General features: G+C 65.3%; 18 protein-coding genes. 3 read left to right on the forward strand and 15 right to left on the reverse strand.

Going from position 1 to position 24,498, the window contains the following annotated elements; genetic code table 11:
* From rbbA to AC2T4A_RS03015, 3 genes are all read right to left on the reverse strand, one after another.
* Nucleotides 1-2,736, reverse strand: coding sequence for a ribosome-associated ATPase/putative transporter RbbA (gene rbbA / locus AC2T4A_RS03005; protein WP_486742691.1), 2,736 nt, complete (start codon nucleotides 2,734-2,736; stop codon nucleotides 1-3).
* Nucleotides 2,733-3,806 carry an HlyD family secretion protein gene (locus tag AC2T4A_RS03010; RefSeq protein WP_486742693.1) on the reverse strand — a complete coding sequence of 358 codons (1,074 nt, stop codon included), beginning with the start codon at nucleotides 3,804-3,806 and terminating at the stop codon, nucleotides 2,733-2,735. The genes rbbA and AC2T4A_RS03010 overlap by 4 nt, the downstream gene beginning before the upstream one ends.
* A 227-nt stretch (nucleotides 3,807-4,033) precedes the next feature.
* A complete protein-coding gene (locus AC2T4A_RS03015; RefSeq protein WP_416743667.1) occupies nucleotides 4,034-4,447 on the reverse strand; it encodes a flagellar basal body-associated protein FliL in 414 nt (137 codons plus the stop codon).
* A gap of 161 nt (nucleotides 4,448-4,608) precedes the next feature.
* Between AC2T4A_RS03015 and AC2T4A_RS03020 the strand changes: the two genes are divergently transcribed.
* On the forward strand, nucleotides 4,609-5,586 hold the full coding sequence (locus tag AC2T4A_RS03020; protein ID WP_486742694.1) for an NADPH:quinone oxidoreductase family protein: 978 nt from the start codon (nucleotides 4,609-4,611) through the stop codon (nucleotides 5,584-5,586).
* 519 nt (nucleotides 5,587-6,105) lie between these two features.
* Here AC2T4A_RS03020 and AC2T4A_RS03025 read toward each other — a convergent pair.
* From AC2T4A_RS03025 to AC2T4A_RS03055, 7 genes are all read right to left on the reverse strand, one after another.
* The gene (locus tag AC2T4A_RS03025; protein WP_486742695.1) at nucleotides 6,106-7,629 is read right to left on the reverse strand and encodes a malonate--CoA ligase; all 1,524 of its coding nucleotides are present in this window, start codon (nucleotides 7,627-7,629) and stop codon (nucleotides 6,106-6,108) included.
* Nucleotides 7,630-7,638: 9 nt separating this feature from the next.
* On the reverse strand, nucleotides 7,639-8,958 hold the full coding sequence (locus AC2T4A_RS03030; RefSeq protein WP_416743670.1) for a malonyl-CoA decarboxylase: 1,320 nt from the start codon (nucleotides 8,956-8,958) through the stop codon (nucleotides 7,639-7,641).
* Between the two features lie 29 nt (nucleotides 8,959-8,987).
* Complete coding sequence (locus AC2T4A_RS03035) at nucleotides 8,988-10,448, reverse strand: amidase (protein WP_478379704.1); 1,461 nt, start codon at nucleotides 10,446-10,448, stop codon at nucleotides 8,988-8,990.
* 166 nt (nucleotides 10,449-10,614) lie between these two features.
* Complete coding sequence (locus tag AC2T4A_RS03040) at nucleotides 10,615-11,649, reverse strand: ABC transporter substrate-binding protein (protein ID WP_416743673.1); 1,035 nt, start codon at nucleotides 11,647-11,649, stop codon at nucleotides 10,615-10,617.
* A gap of 21 nt (nucleotides 11,650-11,670) precedes the next feature.
* On the reverse strand, nucleotides 11,671-12,477 hold the full coding sequence (locus AC2T4A_RS03045) for an ABC transporter permease (protein WP_416744370.1): 807 nt from the start codon (nucleotides 12,475-12,477) through the stop codon (nucleotides 11,671-11,673).
* Complete coding sequence (locus AC2T4A_RS03050; protein ID WP_416743675.1) at nucleotides 12,477-13,403, reverse strand: ABC transporter permease; 927 nt, start codon at nucleotides 13,401-13,403, stop codon at nucleotides 12,477-12,479. The genes AC2T4A_RS03045 and AC2T4A_RS03050 overlap by 1 nt, the downstream gene beginning before the upstream one ends.
* A gap of 12 nt (nucleotides 13,404-13,415) precedes the next feature.
* The gene (locus AC2T4A_RS03055) at nucleotides 13,416-14,534 is read right to left on the reverse strand and encodes an ABC transporter ATP-binding protein (protein WP_416743676.1); all 1,119 of its coding nucleotides are present in this window, start codon (nucleotides 14,532-14,534) and stop codon (nucleotides 13,416-13,418) included.
* 234 nt (nucleotides 14,535-14,768) lie between these two features.
* Between AC2T4A_RS03055 and AC2T4A_RS03060 the strand changes: the two genes are divergently transcribed.
* On the forward strand, nucleotides 14,769-15,683 hold the full coding sequence (locus AC2T4A_RS03060; RefSeq protein WP_416743678.1) for a LysR substrate-binding domain-containing protein: 915 nt from the start codon (nucleotides 14,769-14,771) through the stop codon (nucleotides 15,681-15,683).
* Between the two features lie 95 nt (nucleotides 15,684-15,778).
* On the opposite strand, the gene AC2T4A_RS03065 is transcribed toward AC2T4A_RS03060, so the two are convergent.
* From AC2T4A_RS03065 to trxA, 4 genes are all read right to left on the reverse strand, one after another.
* On the reverse strand, nucleotides 15,779-16,747 hold the full coding sequence (locus AC2T4A_RS03065) for a CDP-6-deoxy-delta-3,4-glucoseen reductase (RefSeq protein WP_486742696.1): 969 nt from the start codon (nucleotides 16,745-16,747) through the stop codon (nucleotides 15,779-15,781).
* 120 nt (nucleotides 16,748-16,867) lie between these two features.
* Nucleotides 16,868-18,334 carry a 4-hydroxy-3-polyprenylbenzoate decarboxylase gene (ubiD, locus tag AC2T4A_RS03070; RefSeq protein ID WP_478379707.1) on the reverse strand — a complete coding sequence of 489 codons (1,467 nt, stop codon included), beginning with the start codon at nucleotides 18,332-18,334 and terminating at the stop codon, nucleotides 16,868-16,870.
* Nucleotides 18,335-18,555: 221 nt separating this feature from the next.
* A complete protein-coding gene (rho, locus tag AC2T4A_RS03075; protein WP_015475046.1) occupies nucleotides 18,556-19,818 on the reverse strand; it encodes a transcription termination factor Rho in 1,263 nt (420 codons plus the stop codon).
* 238 nt (nucleotides 19,819-20,056) lie between these two features.
* Entirely contained in the window at nucleotides 20,057-20,383 is a 327-nt protein-coding gene (gene trxA, locus AC2T4A_RS03080; protein WP_015475045.1) for a thioredoxin TrxA, read from the reverse strand.
* A gap of 190 nt (nucleotides 20,384-20,573) precedes the next feature.
* On the opposite strand from trxA, the gene ppx reads away from it, so the two are divergent.
* Entirely contained in the window at nucleotides 20,574-22,076 is a 1,503-nt protein-coding gene (gene ppx, locus AC2T4A_RS03085; protein ID WP_416743681.1) for an exopolyphosphatase, read from the forward strand.
* Nucleotides 22,077-22,285: 209 nt separating this feature from the next.
* On the opposite strand, the gene ppk1 is transcribed toward ppx, so the two are convergent.
* Nucleotides 22,286-24,490 carry a polyphosphate kinase 1 gene (ppk1, locus tag AC2T4A_RS03090; protein WP_416743683.1) on the reverse strand — a complete coding sequence of 735 codons (2,205 nt, stop codon included), beginning with the start codon at nucleotides 24,488-24,490 and terminating at the stop codon, nucleotides 22,286-22,288.
* Nucleotides 24,491-24,498 lie beyond the last annotated feature (8 nt).

A 24,498-nucleotide genomic window follows, 5' to 3' on the forward strand; every position in this document is an offset into this window, starting at 1 on the left:
TCAGTCCTCCTGCTTCTTCAGGCAGGCCACGCTGAGCAGTGTCAGCACCACGATCATCGCCGCCAGCGGCAGGTAGTAGACCCACAGGTCGGGGAAGCCCAGCGCCTTGGAGAAGGCGCCGCGGCTGATGATGAGGAAATGCGAAGTCGGGTAGAGCTGGCCGATGAAGGCTGCCGCGCCTTCGAGCGACGACACCGGGTGGATCAGCCCGGAGAACTGGATGGCCGGGATCATGGTGGCGATGGCGGTGCCGAACACGGCAGCGATCTGGCTCTTCATGAAAGTCGAGAGCAGCAGCCCCAGCCCGGTGCTGGTCACCACGTAGAGGAACGCACCGACCAGCAGCGCGAGGAAGCTGCCCTTGAGCGGCACCTGGAACAGCAGCACGGCCATGGCCAGCATCAGCACGAAGTTGATCATGCCCATGCCGATGTAGGGCAACTGCTTGCCCAGCAGGAATTCCAGGCGCGTGACGGGGGTGACGTAGAGGTTGGTGATGGAGCCCAGCTCCTTCTCCCGCACCACGCCCAGGGCGGTGAGCATCGCCGGAATCATGATCAGCAGCAGTGGGATCACCGCCGGCACCATGGCTTTCAGGCTCTCCACGTCCGGGTTGTAGCGGTAGCGCACCTCGGTGCTGGCCGCCGCACTGGCGGCCGCGTTGCCGTTCTGCCGTGAGAGGTCGGCCAGGTAGCTGGAGTGCAGGCCCTGCACATAACCGAGCACGGTGTTGGCGCGGGTCGGCATGGCGCCGTCGATCCACACGCCGATGGCCGGATCGGCGCCGCGCTTGAGGTCGCGGCCGAAGTTCGGCGGGATTTCCACCGCCAGGCTGATGTCGCCGCTGCGCAGGCGGCGCTCCAGATCGTCCGGGTCCTGGATCGGGTCTTTCTCGATGAAGTAGCGCGAGCCGGCGATGTTCAGCGCATAGGACTGGCTGGTGGTGGTCTGGTCGCGATCAAGTACGGCGTAGGTGAGGTCCTCGACATCCATATTGATGCCGTAGCCGATGATGAACATCAGCAGCGCGGTGCCCACCAGCGCCAGGGTCAGGCGGATCGGATCACGGCGCAGCTCCATGGCTTCGCGGCGCGCGTAGCTGAACAGGCGCAGCCAGCTGAAACGGTCGCTGCCCTTGTATCGGGTCGGCTCGGCAGGTGCTTCCGGCGCAGGCGCGGTATCCGGCACCGGCGCGCTGCCGGCGGCCTCTTCCAGGTAGGCAATGAAGGTGGCTTCCAGGGTCGGCAGGCCACGCTTGTCGATCAAGCCCTGCGGGGTGTCGCTGTCGAGCACCTTGCCGGCGTGCATCAGCGAAATGCGGTCGCAGCGCTCGGCCTCGTTCATGAAATGGGTAGAGATGAAGATGGTCACGCCGTCATTGCGCGACAGCTCCACCATCAGCTCCCAGAAGCCGTCGCGGGCCACCGGGTCGACGCCCGAGGTGGGCTCGTCGAGGATCAGGATTTCCGGCTTGTGGATCACCGCCACCGCCAGCGACAGGCGCTGGCGGATGCCCAGCGGCAGGCTGTCCGGCAACTCGTTGCGGACCTTGCCGAGGTCGAAACGCTTGAGCATTTCCTCCACGCGCGGGCCGATCTGGTCGGCCGGCAGGTGGAACAGCCTGGCGTGCAGTTCGAGGTTCTGCAGCACCGTCAGTTCGGCATACAGCGAAAAGGCCTGGGACATGTAGCCCACGCGCCGGCGGGTTTCCATGTCGTTGGCGTTCACCGGCTGGCCGAACAGCGCACAGGTGCCTTCGCTGGCCGGCAGCAGGCCAGTGAGCATCTTCATGGTGGTGGACTTGCCGCAACCGTTGGAGCCGAGGAAACCGAAGATTTCCCCGCGCTCGATGCGGAAGCTGACGTGGTCGACCGCGACGAAATCCCCGAAGCGGCAGGTCAGCCCTTCGGCTTCGATGGCAATCTGAGGGGCGCCCTCGCTCAACGTGCGTGGCGGGATCACCAGCTTGTGGTGCCCGGCGCGCTTGGCCTCGGGCAGCAGCGCGATGAAAGCCTCCTCGAGGTTCGCTGTCGCGGTCTGCTCGCGCAACTCGGCAGGCGTGCCAGTGGAGAGCACCTTGCCCTCGTCCATCGCCACCAGCCAGTCGAAACGCTCGGCCTCTTCCATGTAGGCGGTGGCCACCAGCACGCTCATGCCCTCGCGACCGGCACGGATGCGCCCGATCAGTTCCCAGAACTGGTTGCGCGAGAGCGGGTCGACGCCGGTGGTGGGCTCGTCGAGGATCAGCAGGTCGGGATCGTGGATCAGCGCGCAGCACAACCCGAGCTTCTGCTTCATACCGCCGGACAGCTTACCCGCCGGCCGCTCGGCGAAGGGCGCAAGGCCGGTGCTTTGCAGCAGGTCGGCGATGCGTCGCTCACGCTCGGCCTTGTCGTGGCCGAACAGGCAGCCGAAGAAATCGACGTTCTCGAACACCGAGAGCGTCGGGTAGAGGTTCTTGCCCAGGCCCTGAGGCATGTAGGCGATGCGCGGGCAAACGGCGCGGCGATGGCGCACGTCGCGCATGTCGCCGCCGAGCACCTGGATTTCGCCATCCTGCATCTTCCGCGCGCCCGCCAGCAGCGCCAGCAGGCTGGACTTGCCGACGCCGTCCGGGCCGATCAGGCCGACCATGCGGTTGGCCGGGATCTCCAGGGTGACGTCGTCCACTGCGCAGGTCTGCCCATAGCGCAGCGAGACGCCAGCCAGACGGGCCACGCAGTCGGCGGCGTTCATTGCGGGACCTTGATCTGCAGGTCAGCCGGCCATTCCACCTGCGGGTCGAGGCGCATATAGGCCATGCCCGGCACGCCGGTTTTCACGTAGGTGATGTATTTTTCCAGCAGGCCCGGATCGAGGCGCGCCTTGACGCGGAACATCAGCTTCTCGCGCTCGTTGGCGGTCTCCACGGTCTTGGGCGTGAACTGCGCGACACTGGCGACGTAGGAGACTTTCGCCGGGATCACATACTCCGGCACCGCGTCGATCACCAGGTGCACTTCCTGGCCCAGCTCGACCTTGCCGGCCTGCCCCGAGGGCAGGAAGAAGGTCATGTAGACATCAGCCAGGTCGACCATGTTGAGCAGTTTGCCGCCAGCGGACAGCACTTCACCCGGCTGCGCCACGCGGTACTGCACGCGACCGTTGCGCGGGGCCTTGAGGTCGCTGTCGTCGATATCGGCCTGCAGGCGCACGGTGCTGGCGGTGGCGGCCTCGATGGCCGATTGCGCCTCGATCACCTGGGAACTGGCGGCAGCGATGCTGGCCTGCGCCGAGATGACCTGCGAGCGCGCGGCGGCCAGCGCTGCCTGGGAGCTCTGCAATGCCGCGCGGTCGTCGTCCAGCTGTTGCTGCGGCAGAGCGTTGCGCTTGACCAGTTGCTCGGTGCGGGTGAAGCGCTTCTGCGCGGCAGTAAGTTCGGCCTGGCGCTGGGCGACCATGGCTTCGGCGGTGGCCTTCTCGCTATGCCGCTGGGCAACCAGCGATTCGGCGGTGAGCTTGGCGTTCTGCGCCCGCCGCACCTCGGCCTCGGCCTGCGCCAGCTGGGCCTTGAGCACCTGGGTATCCATGCGCGCAACGACCTGCCCGGCAGTGACGAAGTCCCCCTCGTCCACCAGGATCTCCGCCACGCGGCCCGCCAGTTTGGTGGCCACGTCGACTTCGGTGGCTTCGATGCGCCCGTTGCCGCTGGCGAAGCCTGCGCCCAGGCCATTTGGCTTGAACGTCTGCCAGGCCAGCGCGGCGAGCACGGCCACTACCAGCACCGCGAGTCCGCGGGTGCGCCAGCTTTTTGCGTTTCCTGTCATCCGATTTCCCCTTGTCCAGGCGCTCGAATTCGAGCGAATCATGAGGGGATGTTCGGCGACAGGCAGCGAATGGGGTTTGATTCAGGTCAGGCGTGCGCAGGAAATTTCCTACGCGCCTTGCGGGACGGGGCTTTCAGCCCGGCATTGCGGCGAGCAGCCGCAGCCGGGAACGAGGAGCGCCTGCGGTGGGCAGATGAGTCGCGCTCATGCAGGCGCTCATGCAGCGGTCAGGGCTGGACGATCAGGTTGTTGAACAGCAGGTCGTCCACCAGCGGTTTGCCCTCTTCCTGCTGGAGGACGGTCTGCACCTGCTTGAGGGCTTCCTGGCGCAGCTTCTCCTTGCCGTCGACGCTGCCCAGGGAATCGTCGGTCTGCTGGGCGAACAGCATTACCAGTTGGTTGCGGATCAGCGGCTCGTGGTGCTCGACCTTCTCGGAGGCCTCCTTGCCGGTGACCTTCAGCGCGATGTCGGCCTTGAAATACTTCAGGCGCGGACCGCTGCCGTAGTTGCCCACCAGTGCGGGAGTGAGGTCGACGAATACAGGCTTGTTGGCGTCTTCCGGCTTGGCCTCTTCGGACTCGGAAGCCATGACGAAGGTACTGAAGGAAAAGGCCAGCAACAGGGCGAGGAAAGCTCTCAAGGCGATGTCTCCGGATTCGATGGGCAAAGGATAGCCACACTCGCGCCGCCGCCCAAGCTATATCGGGGCATAAGCCCAGGCCATGGTCATTTGCCCCCTGTGCCTGCGCTCCTACACTGCCCGCTACTCACAAAGAACAACCTCCAACGGAGTACGTCCTCATGAAAGCCGTGCTGTGCAAAGCCTTCGGCCCCGCCGAAACCCTGGTGCTGGAAGACATCGCCAGCCCCGAGCCGAAGAAGAACGAGGTCCTGCTGCAGGTTCACGCCGCCGGGGTGAACTTCCCCGACACCCTGATCATCGAGGGCAAGTACCAGTTCAATCCGCCCTTCCCGTTCTCCCCGGGCGGCGAGGCCGCCGGTGTGGTCGGCGCGGTTGGTGAGAAAGTGTCCCACGTGAAGCCCGGCGACCGCGTGATGGCGCTGACCGGCTGGGGCAGCTTCGCCGAAGAAGTGGCGGTACCCGGCTACAGCGTGATGCCGATCCCCGACGGCATGGACTTCGCCAGCGCCGCTGCCTTCGGCATGACCTACGGCACCTCCATGCACGCGCTCAAGCAGCGCGCCAACCTGCAGCCGGGCGAAACCCTGCTGGTACTCGGCGCCTCGGGTGGCGTGGGCCTGGCCGCCGTGGAAATCGGTAAGGCCATGGGCGCGAAAGTGATCGCCGCCGCCAGCAGCGAGGCCAAGCTGGAAGTGGCCAAGGCCGCCGGCGCCGACGTGCTGATCAACTACAGCGAAGGCAGCCTGAAGGACAAGCTCAAGGAAATCACCGGCGGCCAGGGCGTGGACGTGATCTACGACCCGGTGGGCGGCGACCTGTTCGAAGAAGCCTTCCGCTCCATCGCCTGGAACGGCCGGATGCTGGTGGTCGGTTTCGCCAGCGGCACCATCCCGTCGCTGCCGGCCAACCTCACCCTGCTCAAGGGTGCCTCGCTGGTCGGCGTATTCTGGGGCTCCTTCGCCCAGCGCCAGCCGCAGGACAATGCGGCGAACTTCCAGCAACTGTTCGCCTGGTTCGCCGAGGGCAAGATCAAGCCGCTGGTGTCGCAGACCTACCCGCTGGAGAAGGCGGCAGAGGCGATCAATCACCTAGGCCAGCGCAAGGCGGTGGGCAAGGTGGTGGTGACCGTTCGCTGATCGATTTGTGCAACATGAAAGAGCCCCGCTGATGCGGGGCTTCTTCATTGCGTCGCTCCGGCGTTGAGCGATTCGCGAGCAAGCTCGCTCCTACGCAGAGCCCTATCCCGCCGGCTTTGGTTTTGGCTTTAAAAGGATTTCCAGAGAAACATCCGCGCACGCCGAGCCGCCCCGTTCAACGAGGGAATTTTTCGCCTGAGCGAAAAACCGTATGTCCGGGGCAAGACCTTTGCCCACTTTGGGTCGTTTGCCAAAGTGGGTCGCCCGAGGGGGCGAAACAAGAAGTTCGCGCGCACGCCAAAGCGGCGCGGGAACACCCAAGCCAACGCAGAAGACCTGCAACATCAGCGCAAAAGGAAATGCCGGCCCTGCCGGCGGATTGCGTGCATGGCCCGCTCCTACAATGGGTACCGGCGTTGGGCGGTTCGCGAGCGAGCTCGCTCCTACGAAGAGCGCTCCGGCGCTAGGCCCGACCTGTAGGAGCGAGCTTGCTCGCGAACAACTGACCCGCGCGGACTATCAGGAATACAACGCCTTGAACTGCTCGCGCAGCACATTCTTCTGCACCTTGCCCATCACGTTGCGCGGCAGCGCGTCGACCACCATCACCCGCTTGGGCTGCTTGAAGCGCGCCAGCTTGCCGTCCAGCGCGGCGAGTACCTGCGCCTCGCTCGGCGCCTGCCCTTGGCTGGCCACCAGCACAGCGGTAACGCCCTCGCCGAAGTCCGGGTGCGGCACGCCGATCACCGCCGACTCGACCACGCCCGGCAGGGTGTCGAGGATTTCCTCCAGCTCCTTGGGATACACGTTGAAGCCGCCGCTGATGATCATGTCCTTGTTGCGGCCGACGATCTGCACGTAGCCCTTGTCATCGATGAAGCCGATGTCGCCGGTCATGAAGTAGCCGTCCGCGCGCAGTTCCTCGGCGGTCTTTTCCGGCATCCGCCAGTAGCCCTGGAACACGTTCGGCCCGCGCACTTCGATCATCCCCGGCTCGCCTTGCGGCAACAGAGTTGGCTCAGCCTGGCCCGGATCGGTAATGCGCAGTTCGACACCCGGCAGCGGGAAGCCAACGGTACCGGCGATACGCTCGCCATCCAGCGGGTTGGAGGTGTTCATGCCGGTCTCGGTCATGCCGTAGCGCTCGAGAATGGCCATGCCGGTGCGCTCGGAGAACGCCTTGTGGGTCTCGGCGGTGAGCGGCGCGGAACCGGAGATGAACAGGCGCATGTGCGCGACCGCCTCACGGCTCAGGCCAGGCTGGTCGAGCAGGCGCGTGTAGAAGGTCGGCACGCCCATCAGCAGGTTCACCTGGGGCAGCAGGCGAAGCATCTGCGCGGCGTCGAACTTGCTCAGGAAGAGCATCGAGCCGCCCGCCATCAGCAGGCTGTTGCAGGCCACGAACAGGCCATGGATGTGGAAGATCGGCAGCGCATGGAGCAGCCAGTCCCTGTCGGTGATCTGCCAGGCATCCACCAGCGCGCGGGCGTTGGACACCAGGTTGCCGTGGCTGATCATCGCCCCCTTGGAACGCCCGGTGGTGCCCGACGTGTAGAGGATCGCCGCGAGGTCGCTGGAGGCGCGCGGCACGTCGACGAAGCGGCCTGGCTTGCCGTGCACCCGAGCCATCAGCGAACCGTCACCGGCATCGCCCAGGGTCTCCACGTGGGCCACGCCGCTAACTTTCGCCAGCTCGCGGGCCTGGGCCTCGAAGGCCGGAGCGCAGACGAACAGCGAGGGCTCGGCATCGTCGAGGAAGTAGCGCAGCTCGTCGCCGGTATAGCCGCTGTTGAGCGGCAGGTAGACCGCGCCGACGCGCAGCACGGCGAGGTAGAGCATCACCGTCTCGGGGCTCTTGTCGACCTGCACGGCAACGCGGTCGCCCGGCTGCACGCCAAGCTCCACCAGCGCGTGGGCGAACTGCGAGGTGCTGCGCAGCATGTCGGCATAGCTGTAGCCGCCCCCCAGGGGCGTGCGGATGAAGGGTTTGGACAGGTCGCTGGGCAGGTGTTTGCCGACTTCGGCGAAAAGACTCTGGTTCATGGTGAGGTCCTAGCGTTTTGTTTTCACCGTCAGGGTGGCCAGCTTGCGTACCTCGGGTGAGGCCGCGACCGCGCCCTGGTTGGCGTAGGCTTCGTGGTTCTTTTCGATCTGGCGCAGTTCGTAGCGGTAATTGACCATCAACCCGGCGGCCTGGCGCAGGCCGCTGGCGGACAGGTCGCCACGCCAGTTCAGGCGTTCCAGGCGGGCACCGTTGCCCAGGTGGAAACGCGCCACCGGGTCCAGCGGCAGGCCGGCGCCATTCTTGGCGTGCAGGAAATACTCGGCGGCCAGCGCCAGCATGGGTTCTTCAGTGCGTGGTGGAGGCGGCGCATCGGGCTTGAGCGCCTTGAGCAGGTCGGCAGCCGCCGAGCCCAGCTGCGGGTCAGCGCCCAGGCCGTCGAGCCAGCGGCGGAAGCCAGGCACCGGCGACAGCGTGACGTACTGGCGCAGGCTCGGAATCTCCCGCGCCAGCTCCTCCACCACCTGCTTGATCAGGAAGTTGCCGAAGGAGATGCCGCGCAGGCCGTCCTGGCAGTTGCTGATGGAGTAGAAGACAGCGGTGTCGGGTTCTTCCAGCGGCTGCGCCGGCGAACCAGGCTCCAGAATGTCAGCGATGGCACCCGGCATCGCCCGGGTCAGCGCCACCTCGACGAAGATCAGCGGCTCGTCGGCCAGCGCCGGGTGGAAGAAGGCGAAGCAACGGCGGTCGGCCGGCTGCAGCCGGCTGCGCAGGTCGTCCCAGTCCTTGATGGCGTGGACGGCCTCGTACTTGATGATTTTTTCCAGGATCGACGCCGGCGTCGACCAGTCGATGCGCCGCAGCACCAGGAAACCGCGGTTGAACCAGGACGCCAGCAGGTGCTGCAGGTCATGGTCCACCGCCGCCAACTCGGGTTTGCCCTTGAGTTCCCCCAGCAGCCGGCGACGCATGGCGATCAGTTCAGTCGTGCCTCCCGGCGCCTGGTTGAGGCGGCGGAACAGCTCCTGGCGCGGCGGTTCGCTGGCCTCGAACAGCTTCGTGGTGTTGGCCGACGAAGGATCGTCCAGATAACGCTGGCAGGCGGCGGCCAGCGCCTCGTGAGGCGGCGCAAAATCCTTGAGCAGCGTGTCGAAGAAGGCCTTCTGCTGCTCCTCGGGACAGTCGCGATAGGCGCACAGCACCTGCCGCGCCAAGGCCACGCCGGAGGCCTCGCCGTGGCCGGAGATCAGTTTGCGGCAGGCCTGCGCCAGCGCCTGGGCATTGGCCGGCGCCGGCTCGCGCGACTCGAGCAATTGCCGGCCGCGCTCGCTGATGCTCTGCAGCAGTTCCTGGAAGAAGCTGATGTTCATGCATCCCCCTCAGCTTGTGGAAAAGTGAATCAATCCCCCGCCAGCATCGGCGGCGGGCAGCGCTGGTACCAGCGCGAAGCCTGCTCATAGGCATGGGCCAGTTGCAGCACGGCCATGTCGGCCTGGTGCCTGCCGATGATCTGCAGGCCCATGGGCAGGCCCTGCTCATTGAAGCCCACCGGCACGTTGGCCGCCGGGCAACCGGACAGGGTGGCCGGGATCACCACTTCCATCCAGCGGTGGTAGGTGTCCATGGCCTTGCCAGCGATCTCTTTCGGCCAGTCCCAGGTCTTGTCGAACGGGAACACCTGGGCACTGGGCAGCAGCAGGTAGTCGTAGCGCTCGAACAGCTTGCTGATCGCACGGTACCAGTCGCTGCGCGCGGCGGAGGCGCGGAACACATCCATGGCGGAAAGCTTCAGGCCGTTCTCCACCTCCCAGATTGCCTCGGGCTTGAGCAACTCGCGCTTGGCCGGGTCGGTGTAGGCCCCGCCCAGGGAGCCGGCGACCATCCAGTGGCGCAGGGTGCGCCAGGTGTCCCAGAGGCGCTCGGGCGAGAAACCCATGGCGGTGTCCTCGACGTGGCAGCCGATGGCTTCGAAGTCAGCGAAGGATTTCCGGCAGAGCTCCAGCACGCCTTTCTCCATCGTCAGGTGCCCGCCCAGGTCGCCCAGCCAGCCCAGGCGTGCGCCCTTGAAATCACGTTCCAGCTTGCCGGCAAACTGCTCGCCGCTCTCGGCAATGGACAGCGGCGCACGGGCATCGCCACCGGCCTGTACCGACAGCAGCAAAGCCACGTCGCGCACGCTGCGGCCCATCGGGCCTTCGTAGCCGAGCTGGTCGATGAACAGGTCGGCGCTGTCGTCGAAGGGCACGCGCCCCTGGGACGGACGGAAGCCGATGATGTTGTTGAAGGCCGCCGGGTTGCGCAACGAGCCCATCATGTCGCTGCCGTCGGCCACCGGGACCATCTGCAGCGCCAGCGCCGCCGCCGCGCCACCGCTGCTGCCGCCGGCGGTGCGTTCGGGCGCGTAGGCGCAGCCGGTGGCACCGAAGATCGGGTTGTAGCTGTGGGAGCCGAGGCCGAATTCGGGGGTGTTGGTCTTGCCGATGATGATCGCGCCGGCCGCCTTGATGCGCTCGACCATGATGCCGTCGCGCTCGGGCAGGTAGTCGCGGAACAGCGGCGAGCCGAGGGTGGTGCGGATGCCCTGGGTCAGCGACAGGTCCTTCACCGCGTGCGGCAGGCCGTGCATCCAGCCGCGGTATTCGCCACGCGCCAGCTCGGCGTCGCGCTGGTCGGCTTCGGCCAGCAGAAGGGCTTCGGGTTGCTGGCTGACGATGGCGTTGACCGCCGGGTTGAAGCGCTCGATCTGCTCGAGGTGCGCCTGCATCACTTCACGGCAGGAAACCTGGCGCAGGCGGATGCGCTGGGCCAGTTCGTGGGCCTGGAGCTGGACGAGTTCGTTGTTGTGCTTGTACTGGCTCATGGAGCGCGGCCTTTTTTCATCAGGCTTCCGGTCGATGGGAAGCGTCAGTCGGGTTCAGCGACCCCGCACTTGAGCGGGGCTTGTTGCGTTCTGCAGGCCGAGCGATGCCGCTGCGCCAAGCTGGCGCACGCGTGCATCGCCGTGCCGTGTTCCCGTCGGGCGGGGATCAGCGCATCAGGTTGGTCCAGATGCGGTCGGCCAGGCGGATCGCGCCTTCGCCGCAGGTCTTGCTGAACACCACCTTGGTGCCCTCGGGGATGTGCAGTTCCGGCGCATCCTTCAGGCTGGCATCGAGGAAGGGCTCCACGCCCTTGATCGGGCTCTGGTGCTTGAGGAAGTTCTGGGTCAGCGCCGAGTTTTCCGGCTGGCTGAGGAAGGCGATGAACTTCTTCGCGTTCTCCGGATGCTTGGCGCCGGCAGGGATCACCAGGTTGTCCACCCAGGCCATCACGCCCTCTTTCGGGTAGAGGTACTTCAGGCTGGACTTCATCTCACGCGCACGCATCGACGAGCCGCCCCAGAACATCGACATGTCGACTTCGCCCGAGGCCAGGTTCTCGCGGATCGAGCCAGCCTTGGAGCTGTAGGTCTTCACGAAGGGTTTCTGGTTCTTCAGCAGGGTCAGCACCTGTTGCATCTGCTTGGGGTCCTCGCTGCACAGCGGGATGCCCAGGTAGAGGCTGGCGGTGTCGATCACCTCGCTGGCCGAGTCGAACATGTTGATCTTGCCCTGCAGCTCCTTGGGCGGGGTGAACAGCACCGAGTAACTGTCGGCCGGGCCGCTGTACCTGGCGCTGTCCAGCACCACGCTGGTGGTGCCCCAGATGAAGGGCACGGCGTAGGCGCCCTCCGGGTCCCAGGCGGGCTTCTTCAGGTTGTCCTCGACGTTGGCGTAGTACGGCTGGCTGGCCGGGTCGAAGCGCTCCAGCAGCTTTTCCTGGATCAGGATCGGCACGAAGGCGTGGGAAGGAATCGCCACGTCGTAGCCGGCGCCCCCCTGCTTGAGCTTGGCCAGCAGCGTTTCGTTGGAATCGTAGGAATCCACGGTCACCTTGATGCCGCTTTCCTTCTCGAACTTCTCCAGGATCTGCGGGGTGAAATAGCCACTCCAGCTCACCACGTTCAGTTGCTCGGCGGCTTGCGCGTGGACGGCCATGGCCAGCGTCAGCGAGGCCCCTACAGCAGCGATCAGTTTGCTCATCTTCTACTCCGGTATGTGGGCTCAGGCCTTCTTCTTGCCGAGCAGGAACGACAGGGTTACGAACAGCACGGAAACGCCGAGGATCAGGGTCGACACCGCGTTCACATCAGGCGTCACGCCCATGCGCAGCAGGCCGAAGATGAAGATCGGCAAGGTGGTGGTGCCGGCCTGGGAGACCATCATCGAAATCACGAAGTTATCCAGCGAGACGATGAAGGCCAGCATCAACCCGGAGAAGATCCCCGGCATCAGCAGCGGCAGGGTGACCTTTCGGAAAGTCCGCCAGGGCCCGGCGTAGAGGTCGGCGGCGGCCTGCTCCAGGGACAGGTCCATGTCGTTGAGGCGCGCGCGGATCGGCAGGTAGGCGAACGGGATGCAGAACACCGTGTGGGCGATGATCAGGTTGCCGTAGCCCAGCGACAGGCCGAGGGTGGAGAACAGCGCCAGGGTGGCGACGCCGACCACGATCTCGGGCAGCACCAGCGGCAACATGATCGCCCCCATGGACAGGCGCAGGCCCTTGAACTTGGCCCCGCGCGAGGTGCCCAGCGCGGCCAGGGTGGCGATCGCCGTGGCAATCACGCTGGCGCACACGGCGATCAGCAGGCTGTTGCCGGCGGCCTGGCGCAGCGCCTGGTTGGCGAAAGCGGCGCGGTACCAGTCGAAGCTGAAGCCGGTCCACACGGTGGCGGACTGGTTGGCGTTGAACGAGAGCACCACCAGCACCACGATGGGCGCGTACAGGTAGAGATAGAACAGGAAACTCAGGACGCCGAAGCCACGGAAATCCTGTACGCCAAGGCGGCGCTTGGTCAGCAGCGAGAGCATCATTCACCTCCCCGGGCGATACGCAGGCGTTCGGCGCGCATCGCATAGAACATCAGCACCAGCATCACCGCGCCCATCAGCACCAGCGACAGCGCCGCACCAAAGGGCCAGTTCCGCGAGTCGCTGAACTGCCGGAAGATCAGGTTGCCGAGCATCATCTTGGTGCCGCCGCCGAGCAGTTCGGGGGCGATCATCGCGCCCAGGCACGGCACGAAGGTGAGGATGGCGCCGGCCAGGATGCCCGGACGGGCGATCGGCAGGACGACCTTGCGCAGGGTGCGGATGCGTCCGGCGTAGAGGTCCTGGGCAGCCTCGAGCAGGCGCATGTCCATCTTCTCGAGGGTGGCGTAGATCGGCAGCACCACGAAGGGCGCGTAGGTGTAGACCAGCCCCAGCAGTACGGCGCCGTCGGTGTAGAGCATATTCAGCGGCTGGTGGATGATGCCGAGGCTCATCAGCGTGCCGTTGACCACGCCGGTGCCGCGCAGCAGCAGGATCCAGGCGTAGGTGCGGATCAGCAGGTTGGCCCAGAACGGCACGGTGATCAGGAAGATCAGCAGGCCGCGACGGTGCGCCGGCTGCATCGCCAGCCACACCGCCACCGGGAAGCCCACCAGTAGGGTGATGACGGTGGTCGCCGCAGCGATGCCGATGGAGCGCAGCGCGATCACCATGTACGAGTCGGCGAAGGCCAGGCTGTCGTCGAGCTGCCGCTCGAACAGCAGCGAGACATAGGCGTCGACGCTGAAGTGCGGGTTCACCCCACCATAGGGGTTGGCTTGCATCAGCGAGTAACCGACGACGATGAAGATCGGCACGATCAGGAACAGGCCGATGGAAACCAGCGCGGGCGACACACCGAGGAAGCTGCGCAGCGCCTGGCGCCGCTCCAGCGAATTGCCGGCGGTTGTGGATAACCGGTTCATGCACACCTCCGCTCAGTCCACGAGGACGCTGGCACTGCCTTTTTCGAACAGCAGCCCGGCGCGCTGCCCGGCTGCCAGCCGCCCACGCTGGCCGGCGCTGTTGGGCGCGCGGACTGTCAGGCGGGTGCCGTCGGCAAGGCTGACCTGGTACTGCAGGTCGGTGCCCAGGTAGATCTGCTGGACGACGTTGCAGGGCGTGGCGGACGGGGTGTCCTCGGCCACCAGTTGCAGGCGCTCCGGGCGGATCGACAGCGTGACCTCGGCGCCGACCTTCAGGCCCTCGCGGCTGCCGGCCTCGATCAACTGATCGCCGGCAATCCGGTAGTACGCGCGCTCGCCGTCGAAGTTCTCGACGCGAGCCGGGAGGAAGTTGGTCTCGCCGATGAAGTCGGCGACGAAGCGATTGCGCGGGTTTTCGTAGATGTCGTCGGGACGGCCGACCTGCTGCACCTCGCCCTCGGAGAGCACGGCGATGCGGTCGGACATGGTCAGGGCTTCTTCCTGGTCATGGGTGACGAAGATGAAGGTGATGCCGGTCTTGGACTGGATCGCCTTGAGCTCTTCGCGCATGGCCTGGCGCAGCTTGAGGTCGAGCGCGGAAAGCGGCTCGTCGAGCAGCAGCACCTTGGGATGCGGCGCCAACGCGCGGGCCAGGGCGACGCGCTGTTGCTGGCCGCCGGAGAGCTGGGTCGGCTTGCGCTGGGCGAAGCGCTCCATCTGCACCAGGGCGAGCATCTCGCGGACGCGCTCGGCAACCTGCGCCTTGCTCATGCGCTGGCCCATCGGGTGGGACTCCAGGCCGAAGGCCAGATTCTCGGCGATGGTCATGTGCGGGAACAGCGCATAGTGCTGGAACACGGTATTCACCGGGCGCTCGAAGGGCGGCCGGTCGGCGATGTTCTCGCCGTAGAGTTGGATTTCCCCGGAGGTGGGGAACTCGAAGCCGGCGATCATCCGCAGCAGGGTGGTCTTGCCGCAGCCCGAGGGGCCGAGCAGGGTGAAGAATTCGTTGTCGCGGATATCCAGGTCGACGCATTTCAGAGCGACGGGACCGCTCGCCGGATCGCCGTAGACCTTGCGCACGGAGCGGATGGAGACCGCCGCCGTCTGCAGGCTGTGCAGGGCACTCATGGTGAAACCTCCGTACCTTCCCTTCCGCCACCAGCAGGCGGTCGGGGGATCTTGTAGTTGTTCTGGCAGGACTAGAGACGCTGGATTGCAGCGCTGGCCTTGGGTCAGGCCCAAGTTGTGGTGTTGTTGAGGCGGATATTCGAAGAAAGGTGGTTGAGCGGAAAGCTCAATTTTCTTACATTCGATATTAAATAATTTAACAGCTAAAAAGCTGATACCCCCCGAGGCCACGCCATGTCCATCCAGCGCCTTCCGCCGCTCAATGCCGTCCGCGCCTTCGAGGCCGCCGCCCGGCTGGGCAGCTATGTCGCCGCCTCGAAAGACCTGCATGTGACGCAGCCGGCCATCGGCCGTCACGTGAAGCTGCTGGAGGACTGGCTGGGCGTGCAGTTGTTCGAGCGCACCCCGCGCGGGGTGAGCTTGACGCCCGCCGGGCAGCGCTACTACGCGAAGATATCCACAGCCCTGCAGCAGATCGCCGACGCCGGCCACGAACTGGCGCCGGGCGGCACCGCGCGCTGGTTGAAGATCATGGTGGTGCCCGCCTTCGCCAAGCGCTGGCTGATGCCGCGCCTGGAGACACTGCGCCAGCAACGCCCCGGCCTGAAAGTGGCGGTGGAACCCAACCCGACTTTCACTGAAGTTGACGGCAAAAGCGCCGATCTGGGGATAGTCTACGGGCTTCCGGGCGTCTACCCGCAGTGCCACGCTACTCTGGTGCGGCCAGCGGTTTTCCCGGTGTGCTCGCCCTCCTACCTCGAACAGCACGGCCCGCTGACCAGCGTGCACGAGCTGGCGCAGCACAAGCTGATCCACGTCGACGACGGCGAATGGTGGAACCTCTGGCTATCCACCATCGGGCTGGACCTGCGGGTGAACTCCGACGTGCTCTACGTCAGCAACGACCACGCCCTGTCCATGGCCGAAGCCGGCCACGGCATCGCCCTGGCCAACCTGGTGCTGGTGAAGCACCAACTGGCCGCCGGCACGCTGGTGCGGCCGCTGCCCGAGGAAGTACCGCTGGAAAGCTACCAACTGCTGCTGCCTACCGGTGCTGTAAGCGCCGACGTGGCCTGGTTCGAGGACTGGATTCGTGCGGCGCTGCAGGAGGAATTCTCCCTCGGCGCCGCGACACAGCGGGACCTGTAGGAGCGAGCTTGCTCGCGAACCAGAGTTACCGGATATGCCGGTGCCGTGCGGTTCGCGAGCAAGCTCGCTCCTACCAAAAGCGTTGCGGGCTCGAATCAGCCTCGCGGGGCGTAGGCGAAGACGTCGGCGCGCATCTGGTGCGGGTCCATGCCTGCGGCGACCAACGCATCCAGCGTGCCGTAGACCATCGCCGGCGAGCCGCTGGCGTAAACGCGCAGGCCGGACAGCTCGGCGAAGTCCTCGCACACCGCTTCGTGCAACAGGCCGCAGCGCCCCTGCCAGCCGCACAGGTCGCTGACGATCTTGTGCAGATGCAGGTTGGCCACGCTTTCCCACTCTTCCCAGTGCGGCAGCTCGTAGAAGTCCTCCGGGCGGCGCACGCCCCAGTACAGGTGTACCGGATGGGCGAAGCCGGCGGCGCGGCAGAATTCGATCAGGCTGTGCATCTGCGCCATACCGGTGCCCGCAGCGATCAGCACCAGCGGGCCGTCCGGCAGATCGGCCAGGTGCGCATCGCCAAAGGGCATCTGCACACGGGCGAAGCGATCGCGCTGCAACTGGGCCAGCAGTTCGATGGCGCTGTTCTCGCGGGCCAGGATGTGCAGCTCCAGGTCCCGCCCGTCCTGCGGCGCGGAGGCCAGGGAGAAGGCCGCCGGATCGCTGCCCTCGCGCTCGATCAGCAGGTACTGCCCGGCGTGGTAGCGCGGCGGCTTGCCGGCCGGAGCACGCAGGCGCACGCGCCAGACGTCGCCACCGACCGGCTCGCAGAGGGTCAACTGGCAGGACAGCTTGCGCACCGGCAGCTCGCCGGGGGCCAGGACGCCGTCCCAGTGCAGCACACAGTCTTCCAGCGGTTCAGCCAGGCAGGTGAAGAGTTCGCCGTGGTCGCGCACCTCGCCATCCTGGCGCACACGGCCTTCCACCAGCAGCGCCGCGCAGATATGGCAGTTGCCGTTGCGGCAGCTCTGCGGGCACTCGTAGCCCAGGCGCCGCGCACCGTCGAGGATACGTTCCCCGGGCCGCAGGTCGAGCTGGGCGCCGGAGGGTTGCAAGGTCACTTTCAAGCGATGTTCTCGTTGTTGTTCATGTAGGAGCGAGCTTGCTCGCGAACCCAGCCCCGCAGCGGGGTCATGTTCGCGAGCAAGGACTAGGCGTCCCCCTCGCTCCTACAGGGGGCGGCCCGATCAATCGATGCCCAGGCTCGCCCAGATTTCGTCGACGCGGCGGGTCACCGCCGGGTCCTTCTCGATCACCCGGCCCCACTCGCGGCTGGTCTCGCCCGGCCACTTGTGGGTGGCGTCCAGGCCCATCTTCGAACCCAGCCCCGAAATCGGCGAGGCGAAGTCCAGGTAGTCGATCGGCGTGTTATCGATCATCACCGTGTCGCGCTTGGGGTCCATGCGCGTGGTAATGGCCCAGATCACGTCATTCCAGTCGCGGGCGTTGATGTCGTCGTCGGTGACGATAACGAACTTGGTGTACATGAACTGTCGCAGGAACGACCAGACACCCAGCATCACGCGCTTGGCGTGGCCGGGGTACTGCTTCTTCATGGTCACCACCGCCATGCGGTAGGAGCAACCCTCGGGCGGCAGGTAGAAGTCGGTGATCTCGGGGAACTGCTTCTGCAGGATCGGCACGAAGACTTCGTTCAGCGCCACACCGAGGATCGCCGGCTCGTCCGGCGGGCGGCCGGTGTAGGTGCTGTGGTAGATCGGTTTCTGCCGGCGGGTGATGCGCTCGACGGTGAATACCGGGAAGCGGTCCACCTCGTTGTAGTAGCCGGTGTGGTCACCGTACGGCCCTTCATCGGCCATCTCGCCGGGATGGATCACCCCTTCGAGGACGATCTCGGCGCTGGCCGGCACCTGCAGGTCGCTGCCGATGCACTTGACCAGCTCGGTCTTGTGGCCGCGCAGCAGGCCGGCGAAGGCGTACTCGGAGAGGTTGTCCGGCACCGGGGTCACGGCGCCGAGGATGGTCGCCGGGTCCGCGCCCAGGGCCACAGCCACGGGATAGGGCTGGCCGGGATGCTTCTGGCACCACTCGCGGAAATCCAGCGCGCCGCCACGGTGGCTGAGCCAGCGCATGATGACCTTGTTGCGCCCGATCACCTGCTGGCGGTAGATGCCCAGGTTCTGCCGTTCCTTGTTCGGCCCGCGGGTGACCGTCAGGCCCCAGGTGATCAGCGGCGCGACGTCGCCGGGCCAGCAGGTCTGCACCGGCAGCTTTGACAGGTCGACATCGTCGCCCTCCTCGATCACTTCCTGGCACGGCGCGTCCTTGAGGACCTTGGGCGCCATGTTGATGACCTTCTTGAAGATCGGCAGCTTGGACCAGGCGTCCTTCAGCCCCTTGGGCGGCTCCGGCTCCTTGAGGAAGGCCAGCAGCTTGCCGATCTCGCGCAGCTCGGTGACGTCCTCGGCGCCCATGCCCAGCGCCACGCGCTCAGGCGTGCCGAACAGGTTGCCGAGTACGGGCATGTCGAAGCCGGTGGGCTTTTCGAACAGCAGGGCCGGGCCCTTGGCGCGCAGGGTGCGGTCGCACACCTCGGTCATTTCCAGCACCGGGGATACCGGCGCCTGGATGCGCTTGAGCTGTCCGCGCTGCTCCAGGGCAGCGATGAACTCGCGCAGGTCGCGATACTGCATGAGGGTCTCGATGGCGGCAGGATGATGCGACAGTCTACCGCCTATCAACGCCTTGCAGAAACACGAAGGCCGGGTTTCCCCGGCCTTGTGGCACTACTGATGCGCGTAGAGTCGCTGACAAATCTGAGCGAAGCGGTTCTGGCTAGACGCCTGGCCTCAGACAGTACTTCGCGTACGGCAGAGGCCAGGCAACAACGCCAGAACAGATTTGCCGGCGACTCTTACTTGCTGCGCTTCATCGAGTCGAAGAACTCGTCGTTCGTCTTGGTCTGGCGCAGCTTGTCCAGCAGGAACTCCACGGCGGCGATCTCGTCCATCGGGTGGAGGATCTTGCGCAGAATCCACATGCGCTGCAGCTCTTCCTCACCGGTGAGCAACTCTTCGCGACGGGTGCCCGAGCGGTTTATGTTGATCGCCGGGAATACACGTTTTTCCGAGATGCGACGGTCGAGGATGAGTTCCGAGTTACCGGTACCCTTGAATTCCTCGTAGATCACTTCGTCCATCTTCGAGCCGGTTTCGATCAGCGCGGTGGCGAGGATGGTCAGCGAACCGCCTTCCTCGATATTGCGCGCGGCGCCGAAGAAGCGCTTGGGCTTTTCCAGAGCGTGGGCATCGACACCACCGGTGAGCACCTTGCCAGAGCTGGGGATCACGGTGTTGTAGGCACGGGCCAGACGGGTGATGGAGTCGAGCAGGATGATCACGTCCTTCTTGTGCTCGACCAGGCGCTTGGCCTTCTCGATCACCATTTCGGCAACCTGCACGTGGCGGGTCGGCGGCTCGTCGAAGGTGGAAGCAACCACTTCGCCGCGCACGGTGCGCTGCATCTCGGTCACTTCTTCCGGGCGCTCGTCGATCAGCAGGACGATCAGGTGGCACTCGGGGTTGTTGCGGGTGATGTTCGAGGCGATGTTCTGCAGCATGATGGTCTTGCCCGCTTTCGGCGGGGCGACGATCAGGCCGCGCTGGCCCTTGCCGATCGGCGAGCAGAGGTCGATCACACGGCCGGTGAGGTCCTCGGTGGAGCCGTTGCCGGCTTCCATGGTCAGGCGCTTGGTCGGGAACAGCGGCGTCAGGTTCTCGAAGAGAATCTTGTTCTTCGCGTTCTCCGGACGATCGAAGTTGATCGAGTCGACTTTCAGCAGGGCGAAATAACGCTCGCCTTCCTTCGGCGGACGAATCTTGCCGATGATGGTATCGCCCGTGCGCAGGTTGAAGCGACGGATCTGGCTGGGCGAGACGTAGATGTCGTCGGGGCCGGCCAGGTACGAGGAATCGGCGGAGCGCAGGAAGCCGAAGCCATCCTGGAGAATCTCCAGCACGCCGTCACCGGAGATTTCCTCGCCGCTTTTCGCGTGCTTCTTCAGCAGCGCGAAGATGATGTCCTGTTTGCGCGAACGAGCCATGTTTTCCAGGCCCATGGCATCGGACATTTCCAGCAATTCGGCAATCGGCTTTTGCTTGAGTTCGGTCAGATTCATAGAAGGGACGTAAATACGCTGAAAGGGGAAAAGGGAACAAGCGTGATGCTTGAAGAGCCGCGCCGTAGATGACGGACAGGATCGCTTGGAATTCGAATAGGAAGTGCGTCGGCGACGGCTTGCAGGGAACAACGAAATACTCGTTGTGCGCCCGAATTTAACACCCGAGTTTCGGAGCGTCTAGGGGCAATAACGAAAAAACCCCGCGCGTTGGCGGGGCTTTTCGAGCTTCTTCGACTCAGATGTTGCTGTCGAGGAAGGCAGCCAGCTGCGACTTGGACAGTGCGCCGACCTTGGTCGCTTCGACGTTGCCGCCCTTGAACAGCATCAGGGTCGGAATGCCGCGCACGCCGTACTTAGGCGGGGTGTCCTGGTTCTCGTCGATGTTCAGCTTGCAGACTTTCAGCTTGCCCTGATAGTCCTTGGCGATCTCGTCGAGTACCGGGGCAATCATCTTGCACGGGCCGCACCATTCGGCCCAGTAGTCGACCAGCACCGGACCGTCGGACTTCAGTACGTCCTGCTCGAAGCTGGCATCAGTAACATTGACGATATGTTCGCTCATGTATTCTCTCCGTCAATCGGATGCGAAAAAGTGTCCGCCATCATATCCCGCCTCGGCCCACACCGAAAGGCACAGCCGATTGAGTGTATCTATCGCTGCCGCGGTGACTTCTGATCGGTGACAACCCCTTCATTGGCACTACCTGCCTAAAATGGCAGGATGTCTTCCGTATTTACCCGGACCTCTCCCTATGCCCCATACCCCTGCCAAGACCTTCCCGATGATCGCGGCCATTGACCTTGGCTCGAACAGTTTCCACATGGTTTTGGCGAAGGCCGATCACGGCGAGATCCGCATCCTCGAGCGATTGGGCGAGAAGGTCCAACTGGCTGCCGGTATCGGCGAAGACCGCATGCTCACCGCCGAAGCGATGCAACGCGGCTACGACTGTCTGAAGCAGTTCGCCCAGTTCATCAACGGCATGCCGCCGGGTTCGGTGCGTGTCGTGGGCACCAACGCCCTGCGCGAAGCGCGCAACCGCGCCGAATTCATCCGCGTCGCCGACCAGATACTCGGGCACCCGGTGGAAGTCATCTCTGGCCGTGAAGAGGCGCGCCTGATCTACCTCGGCGTCTCCCACACCCTGCCCGACAACCCCGGCAAGCGCCTGGTGGTCGACATCGGCGGCGGCAGCACCGAGTTCATCATCGGCCAGCAGTTCGAATCGCAGCTGCGCGAGAGCCTGCAGATGGGCTGCGTGAGCTTCACCCAGCGCTACTTCAAGGACGGCAAGATCACCCCGGCGCGCTACGCCCAGGCCTACACCTCGGCCCGCCTGGAGCTGATGAGCATCGAGAACAGCCTGCGCCGCCTGGGCTGGGACGAGGCCGTCGGGGCCTCCGGCACCATCCGCGCCATCTGCCTGGCGATCCAGGCCGGCGGCCATGGCAACGGCGAGATCAATCCCGACGGCCTGGCCTGGCTCAAGCGCAAGATGTTCAAGCTGGGCGAGGTCGAGAAGCTCGACATCGACGGCATCAAGCCGGACCGCCGGCCGATCTTCCCGGCCGGCATGGCGATCCTCGAGGCGCTGTTCGACGCCCTCGAACTGACCCGCATGACCCACTCCGAAGGCGCCCTGCGCGAAGGCGTGCTCTACGACCTGCTGGGCCGCCACCACCACGAGGACGTCCGCGAGCGCACCATCGGCGCGCTAATGGAGCGCTACCACGTCGATCCGGAGCAGGCCGCGCGCGTCGAAGCCAAGGCGCTGGAATCCCTGGACCAGGTCGCCAAGGCCTGGGACCTGAACGACGAAGGCCACCGCGAGCTGCTGATGTGGGCCGCGCGCGTGCACGAGTTGGGCCTGGACATCGCTCACTACCACTACCACAAGCATGGCGCCTACCTGCTGGAGCACTCGGACCTGGCCGGCTTCTCGCGCCTGGACCAGCTGACCCTGGCGCTGCTGGTGCGCGGCCACCGCCGCAATATCCCGGTGGACAAGTTCAACGAGCTGGGCGACGAGGGCGACAAGCTGATCCGCCTGTGCATCGTGCTGCGCTTCGCCATTCTCTTCCACCACATCCGTGGCACCCAGGAAATGCCGGCGGTGGCCCTGAAGGCTTCGGGCAAATCGCTGGACGTGCGCTTCCCCGATGGCTGGCTGGCGGCCAACCCGCTGACCCAGGCGGACTTCGAACAGGAAGCCGAGTGGCTCAAGCGCGTGGGCTATTCGCTCAGCGTGAGCTGATCGCTACCACGAACGACAAAGGCCCCGGCGCGCAAACGCCGGGGCCTTTTCATTTCGCGCGCCAGCCCCGGCATGATCTGTAGGAGCGAGCTTGCTCGCGAACCCCGCCACTCCGCCGGGCAATGTTCGCGAGCAAGCTCGCTCCCACGAAAAGCACTCGGGCACAAAAAAGCCCTGCCGAGGCAGGGCTTTCGATACCACCGGGAGGATCAGCGAACGCTGATCACCGGCGTGCACAGGCGCTCCAGCAGCGTCGCCTGGGCGTTGCGGGCGTTCTGGTTACCGCTGGGGCTCTGGCGCACGTAGCTGCCGTCGGACTGCAGCACCCAGGCCTGGGTATTGTCGGTCAGGTAGGACTCCAGTTCCTTCTTCACCCGCAGCACGAGCTTCTTGCCTTCTACCGGGAAGCAGGTCTCCACGCGCATGTCGAGGTTACGCTCCATCCAGTCGGCGCTGGAGAGATAGAGCTTCTCCTCGCCGCCGTTGAGGAAGTAGTAGATCCGGCTGTGCTCGAGGAAGCGGCCGATGATCGAGCGCACCTGGATGTTGTGCGATACGCCCGGCACGCCCGGACGCAGGCAGCACATGCCGCGCACCACCAGGTCGATCTTCACGCCGGCCTGGCTGGCCTTGTACAGCGCGCGGATGACCTTGGCATCGGTCAGCGAGTTGACCTTGGCCATGATGTGCGCCGGCTTGCCCTCGGCGGCTTGGGCGGCCTCGCGGTTGATCATCTCCAGCAGGTTCTTCTTCAGGGTGAAGGGCGCGTGCAGGAGCTTCTTCATGCGCAGCGTCTTGCCCATGCCGATCAGCTGGTTGAACAGCTTGTGCAGGTCCTCGCAGAGCGCCACGTCGGCAGTCAGCAGGCTGTAGTCGGTGTACAGGCGGGCGTTGCCGGCGTGGTAGTTGCCGGTGCCCAGGTGCGCGTAGCGGCGCAGCTCGCCGTCCTCGCGACGCAGGATCAGCATCATCTTGGCGTGGGTCTTGAAGCCGACCACACCGTAGATCACCACCGCGCCGGCCTGCTGCAGGCGGCTGGCCAGTTGCAGGTTGGATTCTTCGTCGAAACGCGCTCGCAGCTCGATCACCACGGTGACCTCCTTGCCGTTACGCGCGGCTTCCACCAGCGCGTCGACGATCTCGGAGTTGGCGCCGGAGCGGTACAGCGTCTGCTTGATCGCCAGCACGCTGGGGTCCTTGGCGGCCTGGCGCAGCAGGTCGATCACCGGGGTGAAGGACTCGAACGGGTGCATCAGCAGCACGTCGAGCTTGCCCAGCACGTTGAAGAGGTTTTCCTTCTTCTGCAGCAGCTTGGGAATCGTCGGGGTGAACGGTGGCGACTGCAGCTCCGGGTGGCTGGCGAGGCCGGTGACGCTGAACAGGCGCGTCAGGTTGACCGGCCCGCTGACGCGGTACAGTTCGGTCTCGGACAGGCCGAACTGCTTGAGCAGGTAATTAGACAGGGGCACCGGGCAGGTATCCACCACCTCCAGGCGCACGGCGTCGCCATAGCGGCGCGAGAACAGCTCGCCGCGCAGGGCGCGGGCCAGGTCCTCGACGTCCTCGGCGTCCACCGAGAGGTCGGCGTTACGGGTCAGGCGGAACTGGTAGCAGCCCTTCACCTTCATGCCGTGGAACAGGTCGTCGGCGTGGGCGTGGATCATCGACGACAGGAACACGTAGTTGTCGCCGGGGCCGGCAACTTCCTCCGGCAGGCGGATGATCCGCGGCAGCGAACGCGGCGCCGGGATGATCGCAAGGCCGGAGTCGCGGCCGAAGGCGTCCAGGCCCTCTAGCTCGACCATGAAGTTCAGGCTCTTGTTCACCAGCAGCGGGAACGGGTGAGTCGGGTCGAGGCCGATCGGGGTGACGATGGGTGCAATCTCGTCGCGGAAGAAGCGACGGACCCAGGCCTTGATCTTCGGCGTCCAGTAGCGGCGGCGGATGAAGCGGATGTCGTGCTTGGCCAGCTCCGGCAACAGGATGTCGTTGAGAATGCTGTACTGGCGGGCGACCTGCTCGTGCACCTGCTCGCTGATGCGCGCCAGCGCCTGGTGCGGCAGCAGGCCGTCGGCCCCGGCCTGCTCGCGGGCGAAGGTGATCTGCTTCTTCAGACCGGCAACACGAATCTCGAAGAACTCGTCGAGGTTGCTGGAGAAGATCAGCAGGAACTTCAGGCGTTCCAGCAGCGGGTAGGACTCATCCAGCGCCTGTTCCAGCACGCGGATGTTGAACTGCAGCTGCGAGAGCTCGCGATGAATGTAGAGGGCACTGTCGTCCACGTTGATCGCCGGAACCGCCGGTTCGGCGGGAGGCGGCGTCGCCTCGGCGACCTCCGTCACGACGACTTCGGTGATTTCAGCGGTGGTGTCAGCTTCGATAACTTCGGTTTCGCTAATGCCTTCGGTATTCATCGCTCGTC

The organism is Pseudomonas sp. PVC-3-1, from assembly GCF_057444315.1.